Origin of the sequence: Herpetosiphon geysericola (assembly GCF_001306135.1) — a bacterium.
Taxonomy (GTDB): domain Bacteria; phylum Chloroflexota; class Chloroflexia; order Chloroflexales; family Herpetosiphonaceae; genus Herpetosiphon; species Herpetosiphon geysericola.
This window is the reverse complement of the sequence record NZ_LGKP01000025.1, coordinates 569,551-584,143: the sequence shown is the minus strand read 5'-3', so window position 1 is coordinate 584,143 and position 14,593 is coordinate 569,551. Positions and strand designations below refer to the sequence as shown.

The following is a 14,593-nucleotide window of genomic DNA, read 5'->3' as shown; positions in this document are numbered from 1 at the left end:
GCTAAAGAAACGTATAAGCCCTAAAAATCGATAGGCAAATGGGGTTGCTCGTGGTAGCATACAGAGAAGTGGTTTTGTTGCTACGAGTAACCCTATGTTGCAATCGCAAGCCCAACGTTGGTCTGAACGCAAAGCCAGCCTTGTCCAAAGCTATCTGCCGCTCGTGGTGCCGAGCCTCTCGCCACACCAACAATTGGTGATTTTTGATGGCGAAGCGGGCGCGGTGCAGTATGGCAACGGACGTTTGGCAACTGCTGGCGCAGCTATTCACTATCAACAGCTTGCCAACAAACTCAACGCCGCAGTCCAGATCATCGTGCGCACCACCAGCCCCGAACAACAGGTGGCATGGCAGCAAGCCAGCGAGCAACAGTTCAACTATTGGCCCCCTGACCAGCTTAATCTCAACCAACTAACCAGCCATTTGGCCGCCAACCCAGCCCTAATTCTGCTCGATGGCGATATTGGCCTGATTCCAATCAGCAATGGCCTCGATCAATTAGCACGGCGATTGGCCCGCACCGATCTGCTGCTGCGTTTTGATCAAGCAGCCCTTGCAGAGTTGCTGGCCCAGCGCGAACAGCAACCAACTCAAACTGAGCGTCAGCTTGATCAGCTGTTTGCCAGCCGTAATTGGCGAACAATTGTGAACGAATCGCCAAGCGAAACTGTGCTGTCAGCCTTGCAAAGCTTCTATCTTCAACAACTGAGCGAACTCAAAGGCTCGCGCTGGCGCTGGGCTGCTGCTGGTGCAATCCATACCACATGGGGTCAAAAATTGTACGATCTGCTGATTGCAACCAGCGATCGTTCGTTGGTTTTGCCGCTCAACCAAGCTTTGTATCAATTTGAAGGCGCATTGTTTGAGAACCCCGAAGCCCAAGCGTTGCTCAATAATGCTGGTAATCCGCAGCAAATTGGCTTATTCGACCCAGCCCTGCCTAGCAAAAGCCAATTGCGCCGCCAGCAACACGAGCAAATTGTCGCCGCCTTGCGCAATTTGGCGCTGCAACAACCACGCCTGTGGAGCTATGGCGATTTGTTGGATACGCTGTTGCGCCAAGGCTGGCTTGGCAAAATCACCGAAGCCCAATTTCAAAAAGCATGCAACGAATTGCTAGGTCAAAAGCTGATTACGCGCTTAGGAACAAGCAACGCATGGCAAGCCACAACTCTCTTACGCCTTGGCAAAACGCCAAACGAGCCAGATTCATAATCTAGCAGTAGAATACTAAAGATTGTGTTGTTTCAGTCGGAAGGAGAACTCTCGTGAGTTTCATGCAATCACTGTTAAATCCGTATCCATGGTTCAAAACCATGCGCGAGCAAAATCCGGTCTATTTTGATCAAACAATTGGCTCGTGGGTGGTCTTTCGCTATGCTGATGTCAAGCAGGTGATGACCGATTACGAACATTTCTCCTCGGCTCCACCAGACCGTGGCGATGGCATGAATATGTTTGCTAATAGCATGTTGATGACCGACCCACCACGCCATCGCCAGTTGCGTTCGTTGGTCAACTTGGCCTTTACCCCCCGCATGATCGAGCAACTGCATGAGCGGATCGATGGCTTGGTCAATGGCTTGCTCGACGACATGTTGGCCCAAAGCGAGCCAGATTTCATTCGCGATTTTGCCACGCCCTTGCCCATGACCGTGATCGCCGAAATGCTTGGCGTGCCCAGCGAAGACCAAGATAAGTTCAAATATTGGACTGAACAAATCATCACCTCGTCGAACAACCCCAATATGGCCGAAATTGTGCCAATCTACCAAGAATTTGGGGGCTATTTGTATAGCATGATCGAGCAGCGCCGCACCGAGCCACGAGCAGATTTGATTAGCGATTTGCTCAAAGCCCAAATCGATGGCGAATCGCTCTCGGATATGGATTTGATTGGTTTTTGCGCCTTGTTGTTGGTTGCAGGCAATGAAACGACCACCAACTTGTTAGGCAATGCAGTGCGCGTATTTAGCGAGCAGCCAGCAATTTACGCCGAATTGCGCGCCAACCCAAGCCTCATTCCAAATGTTTTGGATGAAACGCTGCGCTATTATTCGCCAGTCAAAGCTATGCCCCGCCATACCCATGCCGATCAACAAATTGGCGACGTAACGATTCCTGCTGGCCAACGGATTATGGCGGTAATTGGCTCGGCCAACCGCGACGAAAGCCAATTCCCCAACGCCGACAGCTTCGATTTGCATCGCAAAGGTAACCAACACATTGCCTTTGGTCATGGCATTCACTATTGTTTAGGCGCGCCGCTGGCTCGGCTTGAAGGCAAATTGGCCTTGGAAGCCTTAATCAAACGCGTTGAAACGATTGCGATTAAACCAGATGCCCAATTAGAGCCAATTCCAACCCCAATTACCTTTGGAGTCAAAAATCTGCCAGTGGTAATCACCACCAACGAATAAAGCCAAACTAAACAAATTCATGGCATATAATTAAAAATATTAACCAATCCGTTTAAATCATAGCCCAAATGATTTAAACGGATTGGGATTCATACCAAAATTCACCTATGATTTTTTGCTGGCTCATCCTATAATTAGCAATATCCTAAAGCTCTAGATCAGGGAATAGCCGATTTGGGGTTCGTTCTTTTGCAAGGATGAGGCTATGGCTGTGTGTAGTCGAAACATTCTCGTTTTGCGTGCTCAGTTAATGGACTACTGCTGGCTCGCTGACCTGCAAACGATCGCAGGTGACCTATGATTATCAACTTAGAACTCGCCTTGTTGGTCGGTGGTGGAATTGTGCTTGAAGTGCCATTGCCATCACCGCAGGCTGCTTGGAGCTTTGCGGCGCTGCTTGATTATCATGGCGAAGCGCGGTTTTTATGCTGGTGGTGGCATACAGCCTACAATCATCTGATTGCGATTGCCAATGATGGCTGGCTGGTGGCTGAGGCTGGGTTATGGCACATGAATTTCATCCAAGATTTACGCGACGCTTGTTTGTTGAACCCACAATTGGCCTTTGGTAATGTCTTTGGTGAGCAACCAACCCATGCCCTTTTGTATGATCGTGAGCGCCATTGTTTGCTGGCGGTGGCCCTAACCGCCGTTTTAGAGCTGCTTGATCATTCGCTGCACGAATTAGAGCCACGCCTGATTGAACAGCATGCAGTGCGGCGCATGGTCGCAGCGCTAACCGCAACCCCCGATTTAGTGCGCTACGCCGTCAACAAACTCCACATTTACGAGGCCAAAACTGGGGCTAACGCATTTAATCTGATCTGCGAGCCATGCAACGATTGGCGTATGTGCCAATTTAGCGCCTGGCTCAACGCCGCGATTCGCCAACACATTGGCTATAATTAAGCCGATCATGGTTTTGGCCATGATCGGCGTATACCTCAGGCGCGGCTATCCCAAATGACATCGGGAATATTGCGGGCAAAATTCTCATAGCGGGCCATCACAAACAACGCATCGGAAAGCCGATTGAGATATTTAATCACAAAGCTACCGATGGTTTCTTCGCGGCTTAGCGCCACCACATCGCGTTCGGCGCGGCGACACACGGTGCGCGCAACATGCAAATGGGCTGAAGTTTGCGAACCACCAGGCAGAATAAAATTCTCCAACGGGCCAACTTTGTCCATCAATTCATCCATCAAGTGTTCAAGCGCATCAATATGCCGCGCCTCAATTTGCGGAATCGGCCATTTCTGTTTATCTTCTTCGAGCATACACAGGTCGGAGCCAAGGTGAAACAATTCGTTTTGGATGGCTTGCAACGGAGCTTGGAGCCGTTCGCTCACGCCAACCGCCAAGGCTACGCCGAGATGCGAATTAAGCTCATCGACCGTGCCAAAAGCAGTTACCCGCAACGATTCCTTGGGCACACGTTGGCCGCCACCAAGCGCGGTCGTGCCACTATCGCCAGTTCGTGTATAAACTTTGGTTATTCGGGGCATGATTCGTCCTCACCATGTTTCAGGATTCAAAATTGAAAGATGTATTTCTGGTTGGCCAAGAATTGGTTGGCTCAGCAACGGGCTACTGGCCCGTGGATTGTGAAAAATTGTAAGCGCTGGCTGGCCGCTGCGCAAACTTGCCAGCTCGATTCGAATTACTGCGCTCAAGCGATGATGCGCGCCCATGCGCAGCATATCGCTTAATGGCGTGAGCCAAGCCTCAAGCAGCGGCGCAGGCTGAGCATGATCAACCACGATAATCACCGCAGGCTCGCCAGCGGGCAATTGGGTATAGCCACCGCGAATCGCGCGCCACAAACGGTCGCACCAAGCGCGATGTGCGCGCCGCGCCAAGCCAGGGTAATCATCTTGATGCAGCACAATTTGTAAATGCTCGGTCTCTGGCAAGGGCTGACAAGCAACAGGTCGCAGATAAATGCCCGAGCTATGCGTATAGGCAGCGGGATGCGTCCAGCCACTCAACATTTGCTCAGCTGAAACATGCAAATAGCGGCGCACCTCGCGATGGCTAATGCCGCTACTCGGATGATGAGTAATTTCAAGGGTTAAGCGCGCCGCCAAGGGAATAGTGCTGGCCAAATCGCGCAAGCGGGCCAAGGTTGTTTGGGCTAAAACTACCGCTTCTGCTGGTAACAACGACTTAACTTCAACAAACGAACGGAGATCGCCCCGTTCGATCAGCAACTCGCCAACATGGCGACCTTCGCCGGGCGGGTTAAACTGCAAACTATAGTTAGCCCGATCCAAGGCTTGGGCAATCAACAATTCATCGAGAATCGACAGCACCACTGCATCATCGCCAGCTCGTAGGCGGCCAAAAACATCAGGCGTCAGCCAACCACGGCTGCCTGCTTCCTGCAACGCTGCATCAAGAATCAATCGATGTTGTTGATTTTCGGGCGTGGTATCAGTCAGCAAGGCATACACGATGCTGCCAAAGCGCAAACGCCGTAAATCAGGGTAAAGCTCGCTCAACGACTGTATCATCATGGCTGCCATCATATCATGGCCAGCCAATCTGCAAGCTTAGGCTTGGTTAAGCATGTTTTATGGCTCTAGAATCTCAGAACTATATGGATTGAGTATTTTCCCATTCCCTACTCAAGGCCAATTACTAACTAAATAGTGAACAGTTTCATCAAATGATGATCACCACCCTTCCGTCCCGCCTTGAGGCGGGAGACGCAGTGGATTTTCATCCCCCTGCACCCCCTAAAGGACATGATTTGGAAAGCAATCTTTGATCGATGAAACTCATATGTCGTGGTTCGTAGCCGAGAAGCTATGACATAAATCTAAATCATTCTCGCCACGAAGAACCCGAGGATAGCACTAAATCATAATCCTTCGTGTTCTTCGTGGTTAAAAACGTTGCTCCTTCATCCTTCATCCCTCATATTTCATCCTTCTTAACTTAGTCGTCGAGACGAGGCGTGACAATATCGACCCAAATACGGCGGGTGCGCTCTTGGGTCAAGTCGGTATGAATATGCTTAATTTCGCTATAGGCATCAAGCGCATTTGGCCCCAACTCGCGGCCAATCCCACTATCTTTGTAGCCACCAAATGGTGCTTTGGCATTGATCAAATGATGATCGTTGATCCAAACGGTCCCAGCCCGAATTGCCCGCGCCACTTCTTGGGCATCTTGCAAATCGCGGCTCCAAACGCTGGCAGCCAACCCATAATTGGTATCGTTGGCTAGCGTAATTGCCTCGCCAACTGTTTGATAGCGAATAACTGAGAGCACAGGCCCGAAAATTTCTTCTTGGGCAATTCGCATCCGATTATTCACATCGGTAAAAATCGTTGGCCGCACAAAATGGCCATTGGCAAGCGCAGGATCGTCGCTGCCAACCCCGCCACAGCGCAAGGTCGCACCCTCTTGAATGCCTAGCTCAATATAGGCTTCGACAGCGCGTTTTTGGGCCGCAGAAACTAACGGGCCTAAATCAGTCGTCAGATCAAGCGGATCGCCAAGCACCAATTGTTCAACCCGCGCAACAAGGCGTTCAACAAACTCATCGTGCAGCGAATCGGGCAAGAGCAAGCGTGTACCAGCTTCGCAGCTTTGGCCAGAGTGCATAAACGCTGCCCAAATTGCCCCATCAACTGCCAAATCAAGGTCGGCATTGGGCAACACAATGACTGGCGATTTACCGCCAAGCTCCAAGGTTACTCGTTTGAGATTACGGCCTGCCACTTCGGCAATCTGGCGGCCAACCTCAGTCGAGCCAGTAAAGGCAATTTTATCGACCTTTGGATGGCTGGTCAGACGTTCGCCAACCAAGCTTCCCGGCCCAGTCACCACATTAAAAACCCCATGGGGCAACAAATCGGCCTCGTGGATCAATTCGGCCATGCGCAAGGCGCTCACTGGGGTTAACGAAGCAGGCTTGAGGATGAGGCTATTACCAGCGGCCAAGGCTGGACCGATCTTCCAAATCGCCATCAAAAAGGGGTAATTCCAAGGGATAATTTGCCCGCAGACCCCAATTGGTTCGCGCCAAACAGCGTTGGCACTTGGCGAAGGAAAATCGATGTAGGGCAAGCTTTGCATTGGATGTTGGCGCGCCAAATCGGCAAAATAGCGCAAATGCTCGATGCCAACCGGAATATCGAGCCATGAACTTTTGCGGAGCGTCGCCCCGCCGTTGAGGGTTTCGAGTTCAGCTAGTTCATCGGTGTTTTCTTCGAGCACATCGGCGATTGCTTCGAGAACTTTGGCGCGTTCGACAGGCCGCATTTGCGACCACGAGCCAATATCAAAACTCTTTCGCGCAGCATCAACCGCTCGATCAATATCGTGGATGGTTGCCCGCGCCACCTGAGCGATTGGCTCGCCCGTCGCAGGGTTATACAGGGTTTCACTCGCAGCATCGCTGGCCGCGACCCAAGCTCCGTCAATATACAGGCCAAAAGCGCGCAGGCTATCTGATTGAGTCATCTTGGCGTTCTCCGTTGAAGGCGCACAGTCGTTATGCCTTGATCATACCCTAAGCAGGTTTATGACGCAAGGTGTCACGTGGCGATTGGGGGAGTAAAGAATGAAGGATGAATTATGAGGGATGAAGCCAAAAGCAGAATATAGAACAAAGAGCATAGAACATAGAACATAAAGCCCAATCCTAAAAATCTGGGTGAATCTGTGGCAAGAAATCTTAACCTTCGTGATCTTCGCGTTCTTCGCGGTTTTATTCTTCGTGTCCTTCGTGGATAAAATCTTTTGAAGAACAATCATTGGGGATGTAGAAAAAGTACAACATTCCACCGCACAAATATTTGGGGTGCAGGGGCTGAAAACCCCTGCGTCTCCCTCCGGCGGAGGGACGGAAGGGTGGCGAAACGATTGGGAATCGGGGTTCAGGGGTTAGGGCACGAAACCGCCAAGAACGCGAAGAATGAAATGGCTATAGGCTTTGGGCTATGGGATAGCGGAGATTGATCGAAAAAATCAACGCCGAGAGCCAAACATCCCTGAACCCTCGCCTCCCTCTGCGGCTCTGCATTAAAAAATTAATTGAATAAACTGCCAATAGACTACGCCAAAGCTGACTGCAAGCGTTGTAACGAATCAATTAATGCCACATCTGTATCCCACCCATAGCCACCAGATTTGGGCAAGCCCCCAATCTCTAAAATAGCTGGGCCATGGAAATTTGCCGCAAGCAACGCTTGGCAATAAGCAGCAACATCAAGCGTACCCATCCCCAAAGGCAGATGATAATTAACTTCAGGTAACGGCGTGTCGGAAATATGCAGCATGCTCATGCGTGGAATCAGCGCCAAAAAACCAGCCAAATCCTCAGGTAGGGTATGATTAAAATCCCACACAAAGCCCAAACATGGCACAGCCTCCAAAAGCTGGCTACAGGCTTGCGGCGTCGTAAACAAGCGCAAAATTGGGTCGTTATGCTCAAAGCCAAATCGAAAGCCATGTTGCTGGCCCAAGGCCACGCCTGCTGCAAATTGCGCTTGTAGGGCAATTTCTAGCTCGGCAACCTGCGCTGGCTCTAAGGCTGGCAAATTGTACAAATGCCAATGCACATACTCGCAGCCCAAGCCATTGATGGCAGGCAAATTGGCTTCGAGCACATCAAGCGGGGTTTGGCCTGCTGCTGAGCGTCCATTGGCCTCAATTTTGATGGCTATTTCCATTACCGCCATAACGCGCTTGGCTTGAAGTTGCTGGCGAATGCTGGCAAAATCGGCTCCCAAGGCGGTTGCTTGCAAGCCTGCTGGCTTACCCTGAAACTGAATGCAGGCAAAATCATTGGCAGCAGCAAACTCAATTTCAGCAAGCGCTGGACGCCAATTTTGCTCAAAAAAACGCCCATTTAGGCCAATTAATAGACTCATATGCTTCCTCGCTATAATAAATGGGTTTGGCTTGATGATCGATTCGGCCTAAAGACCGATTTCGCCATTTGGTGGCGTGTGCTATCCTAACCGACATATTGGATTATAGATTGGAAGACGATCATGGTTTTCAATGCATTTATGGGCGTGATTCACGCACGGAAAGGGTTCAACAAAGGCGCAGACAGGATAGCTGCGCCTAAAATCTGAACCAATTGGTAATTGAAACCAACTGATCAAGACTAGGGGCAGCATTATGCGCCCCTAGTCTTTTTTTGATCGCTGTGCATAGTGCTGCCCCCTACTGTGGAGGTTGCCCGAATGATTATTGCAAGTGCCCAAAATCTACACTACAGCGTTGGCGGTCGCAGCATCTTAAACGGATTGAATTGGGAAATTCACGAACGAGCACGGATTGGCTTGGTTGGTGCGAATGGCGCAGGCAAATCAACCTTGCTGCGTTTATTGGCGGGCTTCGAAACCCCAACCGCAGGCTTAATTACTACCCGCCGAGGCTTGCGCATCGCCTATCTTTCGCAACATATTGTTGGCGATCAACGCAACCCAATGCAAACCGTCATGGCTGCCCGGCCTGATCTTGCTGAGCTAGAAGCCCAGATTCAGGCTTGCGAAACCCAACTTGGCGAGCCAGCTATCGCCAACGACCTCAAACGCATGAATCAGGTTTTAGAGCAGCATAGCCGCTTGTTGAACCAATTCGAGGAGCTTGGCGGCTCGATGCTCGCCAACGATGCGCGCGGCTATTTACAGCAATTTGGCTTTGATGCCAATGATTTGAATTTGCCAACCAGTGCCCTCAGCGGTGGTCAACGCAAAATGATTGGCTTGGCAAGCTGTTTGATGCAGCGGCCTGATTTATTACTCCTCGACGAGCCAGAAACCCACCTTGATTTGAATCGGCGCGAATTTTTGGAAGCAACAATTCGTGAGTTTAGTGGAGCTGTGGTGATTGTGGCTCACGATCGCTATTTGCTCGATGAAACTATCACCAGTGTGGTTCATTTAGAAGATGGCAAAACCAGCCTCTGGCTTGGCAATTATTCAACCTACGCTGTTAATCGCCAATTGGCTTTGCAACGCCAGCAGCAAGATTTTGTGGCGCAGCAAAAGGAAATTAATCGCTTAGAAGAAGCAATTAAGCGTTTTCAATTGTGGGCTTCGATGGTGCCAAATGAGCGCCATATCAAGCAAGCGCGGGTCAAGCAAATGCAAATCGACAAGCTGGATAAAGTTGAAAAGCCAGTGCTCGAACGCCGTAAAGTTGGCTTGAGCCTACGCTCCGAGCAACGCGGTGGCCAGAAAATCATCGACCTACGCGATGTAAGCATGAGTTTCGGTGATGATTTGGTGCTGCTTGGCATCGAGCAAACAATTTGGCGTGGCGAGCGGGTTGGAATTATCGGCCAAAACGGCTCTGGCAAAAGCGTGTTGGGCAAGCTGATGCATGGCCAATATGAGCCAAGCGATGGCATGGTTTGGGTTGGGCCGTCGATCGAAATTGGCTATTTTGCCCAAGGCGTTGAGACCCTTGATCACAACCAAACTCCGATTGACGTGGTGCGCCTGACACGCTCGATGTATGAAGGCCAAGCGGTGGCATTTTTGGGTGGCTTCTTGTTCAGCTACAATCAATGTCGCCAAACGATTGGCTCGCTTTCTGGCGGCGAACGCGCGCGACTACAATTGGCCTTGTTGATGTTAGCCAAGCCCAATTGCTTGATTCTCGATGAGCCAACCAACCACTTGGATATTGATTCGGTTGAAGTTTTGGAAGATGCCTTAGAGCGCTACGATGGCACGGTAATCGTGATTTCGCACGACCGCTACTTCCTTGATCGGGTGGTGGATCGAGTGTGGGCGGTGGCTGATGGCAGCCTAAGCGCCCATCTTGGTGGCTATAGTGCTTGGCGCGAGGCTAGCAAAGCCCCGCCACCACCAGTCATTGAGCCAGTTGTGGTCAAAGCCAAGGCCAAAGCCAAAAAATAAGAACAAAGAGCATAGAACATAGAACATAGGAAATGGGGATCGGTTGGCGGGGGTTGGGGATCGAAAATTTAACTCTACAGCTCTGCGTTAAGATTTTGATCCACGAAGAACACGAAGAACACGAAGAATGGCTACTGGCTTTTGGCTTTTAGTATTACAACTTATTCGCGATAGCCCTTAGCCTACAGCCTTTATGTTCTATGCTCTTTATTCTATGCTCTCTGTTCTTCGTGGTTTTGTTACCCTGACCCCTAGCCCCTGAACCCTGACCCCTAAAAAAACCAACCCCAGCCATGGAACCGAAGCTCCGTGGCTGGGGGAAACCGGACACCAAAGGGTAAAAAACTTACCGCTTGGTGTATTGTTTGGCGCGGCGAGCCTTAACCAAACCTGGTTTCTTCCGTTCCTTTTTACGAGCGTCGCGGGTCAAGAGGCCAGCAGCGCGCATAATTGGCTTGAATGCTGCATCAGCATCGACCAAAGCGCGAGCTACGCCGTGGCGTACAGCTTCGGCACGGCCAGTGTCGCCACCGCCACGAACCTTGACCAACACATTGAACGAGCCCAATTGATTGGCAGCCAACAATGGTTGGCGAATCAATTGTTGGTACAGCGCGCGACCACCGAAGAATTCTTCTGAGGTGCGGCCATTGACCACGAACTCACCGGTGCCAGGATACAAGCGGACCCGGGCCACAGCGGTCTTGCGGCGACCAGTGCCTTGGAAATAGCGTTGTTCACTCATCGGGATTAACCTTTCACCGCATAGGTTTTAGGTGATTGTGATGCATGGGGATGGCTTGCACCTGCATACACTTTCAACTTCTTGATAATGTGGCGGCTCAAGCGATTGCGTGGCAACATGCCTTTAACCGCAAAGTAAATGATCCGCTCTGGGTGGGTTTGCATCATCACTTTATAAGCGGTGCGCTTCAAACCACCAGGAAAGTTCGAGTGGCGATAGTAAATTTTTTGGTTGGCTTTATCGCCGGTAACGCGAATTTTCTCAGCGTTGACCACGACGACAAAATCGCCGCCATCCATGCTAGGCGTGTAGGTTGGCTTGTGTTTGCCGCGAATCAGGGTTGCGATTTGGGTCGCGAGCCGACCAAGCACCTGATTTTCTGCATCGACGACCAGCCATTCGCGCTGAATCTCCGAAGCTTTTTGGCTATAAGTCTTCATGCTGCTGAATTCCTCGTGTATGAATTGTGAATTATGCCACGCTGGCATGTTCACAAATCGTTGTAAGGGTGGCGGTGAGAAGCGTTGGCAAACTGCCCGTATTCACACCGTTTCGCCTTGATACGTCCGAAAATAGGTCGTGCCATCCCAGCGTGAACTTGTCGCCAATGGCTGAAGTGCTGGGTCATAGCCAATCGACTCTAAATACAACCCTTGTGGGGGCGCGGTTGGTCCTGCGTTCCGACGGTCGCGACTGGCGATAATTGCCAGCCAAGCTTCCAATGAAAGCTTGCCAGCGCCAACCATCAGTAAAGTGCCAACGATATTGCGCACCATATGCTTCAGAAAAGCATTAGCCTGCAAATGCAGGACAGTCACTGGGCGGCCAAGCCACTCTGCTGGGCGCAATTGCGCCAAATAACAGTTGCGGATGGTTGAGCCTTCGTGACCAGCGCCAGCGAACGCCGCAAAATCGTGAATGCCAATCAGCGTATCCAAGGCCGCCTGCATCGCCGCCCAATCAAGTTGATGATCGAGGCGCAGCACCCGCCCATTGAGCGTGGCCGAGGGTGCAGGTGCACTATCAAAAACATAGCGATATGTTCGTTGACGAGCACTAAAGCGGGAATGAAAGCCAGTTGGCATCTCCCATGCTTCGTGAACACTAATATCTGATGGCGTAATGGCATTCATTGCCTTGGCAATTGTATCCAAACTCCGGTCAGTCGTGCTGACGATATGGGCGACTTGGGCTAGGGCGTGAACTCCTGCATCGGTTCGACCGGCAAAAATCCAACGCCCATTATCGCTTGTTAATCGTTGCCAAGCGGTCTCCAACTCCGTTTGCACGGCGCGACCGCCTGGTTGCCATTGCGAGCCGCAAAAAGCAGTGCCGACATATTCAAAACACAATGCTAAAGTACGGCTCATACGGCAAACTTAGACCAATTCAATCCGAGCCATTTCCGCAGCGTCGCCTTTGCGGAAGCCCATTTTGACAATCCGCGTGTAACCACCTGGGCGTTCGGCGTAAGCAGGAGCCACTTGGAACAAAAGGTTCATGGCATTCTTGCTGTGCAGCTTCGAAAGCGCCATCCGGCGATTGTGGGGAGTATCAAAGCGACCCAATGTAATCAATTTTTCAACTTCTGGTTGAACAGCGCGGGCCTTAGCATCAGTGGTTGTAATGCCGCGGTGCTCGATAAGGGCAATCATCAAGCTACGGTATAAGGCTTTGCGCTGAGCCGTTGGCCGGCCCATCTTCTTGCCAGACTTACGGTGTCTCATGAAACGATCCTCGTCTATTCAGCGCTACCGTCGTTCAGACGGGCAGCGACATTGGTGTTCAGAATAGCGGAGTTGAAAGGCAAGGTTGGCAGTAAATTGCGCTCGATTAATTTCTCGCGAATTTCGTCCATTGATTTTTGCCCCAAGTTCCGCACAGCCAGCAGTTGCTTCTCGTCCATCTCCAGCACTTGACCCACCTTGGTGATGTCAGCACGCTTGAGACAGTTGTAGGTGCGGGTTGAAAGGTCAAGATCTTCGATCGGCATGTCGTAGATCTCGCTGGGAATCACCAGACCGTTGGCATCGCCAACTTGTTCTTGTTCATCGTCAAAGCGATTGAAATCGGCGATGATCGATGAATATTGGACCAGCACTTGCGCGGCGTAGCTCAGGGCATCGCCTGGCTTGACCGTGCCATCAGTCCAAATTTCAAGCAACAAGCGGTCGAAGTCGGTCATCCCGCCAATGCGGGTATGTTCCACAACGTAATTAACCTTGTGCACCGGCGTGAAGATCGCATCCACCGGAATTTCGCCAATCGGCACCGGGTCACGATTTTCAGCTGGCAGATAGCCGCGGTGACGTTCGACGGTCAGCTCCATGTCCAAGCGAGCATCGGCACTATCGAGGGTTGCGATGTAGTGATCGGGGTTAACGATCTCCACGTTTGAAGGGCATTCAATATCGCTTGCGCGCACCACGCCTGGGCCAGTCTTGGATAAAATCATCTTGACTGGGCGTTCGGCGTAGGAGCGCAAACGAATGCCTTTAACGTTCAACACAATCTCGGTAGCATCTTCACGCACGCCTTGAATTGGCGAAAACTCGTGGAAAATCCCATCAATTTTAATCTTGATGACCGCTGCCCCAGGGATGGACGACAACAACACCCGCCGCAGCGCGTTCCCTAAGGTATGCCCGTAACCGGGATCCAGTGGCTCAATTTTGAACCGCCCATAGTTCTCCGCCGCTGCGACACATTCGAGTTTGGGCATTGCAATGTCTAGCACGTATCCGCCTCCTGCTGGGATAGTGATACCGATTACGTCCGATTAGCGGCTGTAGAATTCAACAATCAACTGCTCGTTAATCGACATATCCAACTCCTCGCGTGAAGGGAAGGTTTGCACAACCCCTTCCAACTTGCCAGCGTCAAGTGACAACCAGCTTGGTGGTGACACGCGGTTCAGTTGTTTGGTTTCTTCGAGATCTTTGAAATAATCGCGTTTGCGGCTTTCTGCACGCACGCCAATTACATCGCCAACTTCAACCAAGGCTGAAGGAATATCGGTTTTGCGGCCATTCACGGTAATGTGACCGTGGTTGACCAACTGGCGAGCTTGGGCGCGGGTAACCGCATAGCCTAAGCGGAACACCACATTATCGAGGCGACGTTCCAAAATTTGCAAGAGCACAGCACCGGTTTGGCCGGTGGTACGGGTCGCAATGCCATAATAGCGGCGGAACTGACGTTCCAAAACACCATAGATGCGGCGAACTTTTTGCTTCTCACGCAACTGAACACCATAATCAGACAATTGTCGTCGTCGGACTGAAGCCCCATGTTGACCAGGGGGCTGGCTCCCACGGCGCTCAAGCACCTTGCGGCCACTGTTACCGCTCTTGAGCATTAGGTCAACGCCTTCGCGGCGTGCCAATTTACATACTGGACCAGTATATCGAGCCATGTTCTTGTTTGTCCCTTCGCAATTCCTAATTGCCAAGGCAGTTTACACACCGACTCCTATTTCCACGTATAGGAACAGCCGTGCTTCATCCTGCTCACGTATCTTAGTCGTGGCGTT

The 14,593-nt window shown here is 51.1% G+C and carries 14 protein-coding genes; 4 read left to right on the top strand and 10 right to left on the bottom strand.

Annotation, left to right across the window (positions count from 1 at the left end; all coding sequences use genetic code 11):
• Positions 1-94: 94 nt before the first annotated feature.
• The 3 genes from SE18_RS18255 (at position 95) to SE18_RS18245 (ending at position 3,330) form a co-directional block, all read left to right on the top strand.
• On the top strand, positions 95-1,216 hold the full coding sequence (locus tag SE18_RS18255; protein WP_054535882.1) for a hypothetical protein: 1,122 nt from the start codon (positions 95-97) through the stop codon (positions 1,214-1,216).
• 62 nt (positions 1,217-1,278) lie between these two features.
• On the top strand, positions 1,279-2,421 hold the full coding sequence (locus SE18_RS18250; protein ID WP_054535964.1) for a cytochrome P450: 1,143 nt from the start codon (positions 1,279-1,281) through the stop codon (positions 2,419-2,421).
• Positions 2,422-2,718: 297 nt separating this feature from the next.
• A complete protein-coding gene (locus SE18_RS18245) occupies positions 2,719-3,330 on the top strand; it encodes a hypothetical protein (protein ID WP_054535881.1) in 612 nt (203 codons plus the stop codon).
• Between the two features lie 35 nt (positions 3,331-3,365).
• On the opposite strand, the gene SE18_RS18240 is transcribed toward SE18_RS18245, so the two are convergent.
• From SE18_RS18240 to SE18_RS18225, 4 genes are all read right to left on the bottom strand, one after another.
• Positions 3,366-3,929 (bottom strand): cob(I)yrinic acid a,c-diamide adenosyltransferase, encoded by a 564-nt coding sequence (locus SE18_RS18240; RefSeq protein WP_054535880.1) that lies wholly within the window; start codon positions 3,927-3,929, stop codon positions 3,366-3,368.
• Between the two features lie 9 nt (positions 3,930-3,938).
• The gene (locus SE18_RS18235) at positions 3,939-4,940 is read right to left on the bottom strand and encodes a hypothetical protein (protein WP_054535879.1); all 1,002 of its coding nucleotides are present in this window, start codon (positions 4,938-4,940) and stop codon (positions 3,939-3,941) included.
• A gap of 424 nt (positions 4,941-5,364) precedes the next feature.
• On the bottom strand, positions 5,365-6,897 hold the full coding sequence (locus SE18_RS18230; RefSeq protein WP_054535878.1) for an aldehyde dehydrogenase family protein: 1,533 nt from the start codon (positions 6,895-6,897) through the stop codon (positions 5,365-5,367).
• Between the two features lie 593 nt (positions 6,898-7,490).
• Positions 7,491-8,309 (bottom strand): sugar phosphate isomerase/epimerase family protein, encoded by an 819-nt coding sequence (locus SE18_RS18225; RefSeq protein ID WP_054535877.1) that lies wholly within the window; start codon positions 8,307-8,309, stop codon positions 7,491-7,493.
• Positions 8,310-8,630: 321 nt separating this feature from the next.
• On the opposite strand from SE18_RS18225, the gene abc-f reads away from it, so the two are divergent.
• A complete protein-coding gene (gene abc-f / locus SE18_RS18220) occupies positions 8,631-10,316 on the top strand; it encodes a ribosomal protection-like ABC-F family protein (protein WP_054535876.1) in 1,686 nt (561 codons plus the stop codon).
• 346 nt (positions 10,317-10,662) lie between these two features.
• Here the strand turns inward: abc-f and rpsI are convergent, their stop codons facing one another.
• The 6 genes from rpsI to rpsD form a co-directional block, all read right to left on the bottom strand.
• Positions 10,663-11,061: a 30S ribosomal protein S9 gene (gene rpsI / locus SE18_RS18215; RefSeq protein WP_054535875.1), complete on the bottom strand. Its 399-nt coding sequence runs from the start codon at positions 11,059-11,061 to the stop codon at positions 10,663-10,665.
• A gap of 5 nt (positions 11,062-11,066) precedes the next feature.
• Positions 11,067-11,501: a 50S ribosomal protein L13 gene (gene rplM, locus SE18_RS18210; RefSeq protein WP_054535874.1), complete on the bottom strand. Its 435-nt coding sequence runs from the start codon at positions 11,499-11,501 to the stop codon at positions 11,067-11,069.
• 102 nt (positions 11,502-11,603) lie between these two features.
• On the bottom strand, positions 11,604-12,431 hold the full coding sequence (gene truA, locus SE18_RS18205; RefSeq protein WP_054535873.1) for a tRNA pseudouridine(38-40) synthase TruA: 828 nt from the start codon (positions 12,429-12,431) through the stop codon (positions 11,604-11,606).
• Between the two features lie 9 nt (positions 12,432-12,440).
• A complete protein-coding gene (rplQ, locus tag SE18_RS18200; protein ID WP_054535872.1) occupies positions 12,441-12,788 on the bottom strand; it encodes a 50S ribosomal protein L17 in 348 nt (115 codons plus the stop codon).
• 14 nt (positions 12,789-12,802) lie between these two features.
• On the bottom strand, positions 12,803-13,798 hold the full coding sequence (locus SE18_RS18195; RefSeq protein ID WP_054535871.1) for a DNA-directed RNA polymerase subunit alpha: 996 nt from the start codon (positions 13,796-13,798) through the stop codon (positions 12,803-12,805).
• 42 nt (positions 13,799-13,840) lie between these two features.
• Positions 13,841-14,476 (bottom strand): 30S ribosomal protein S4, encoded by a 636-nt coding sequence (rpsD, locus tag SE18_RS18190; RefSeq protein ID WP_054535870.1) that lies wholly within the window; start codon positions 14,474-14,476, stop codon positions 13,841-13,843.
• Between the last annotated feature and the right edge of the window lie 117 nt (positions 14,477-14,593).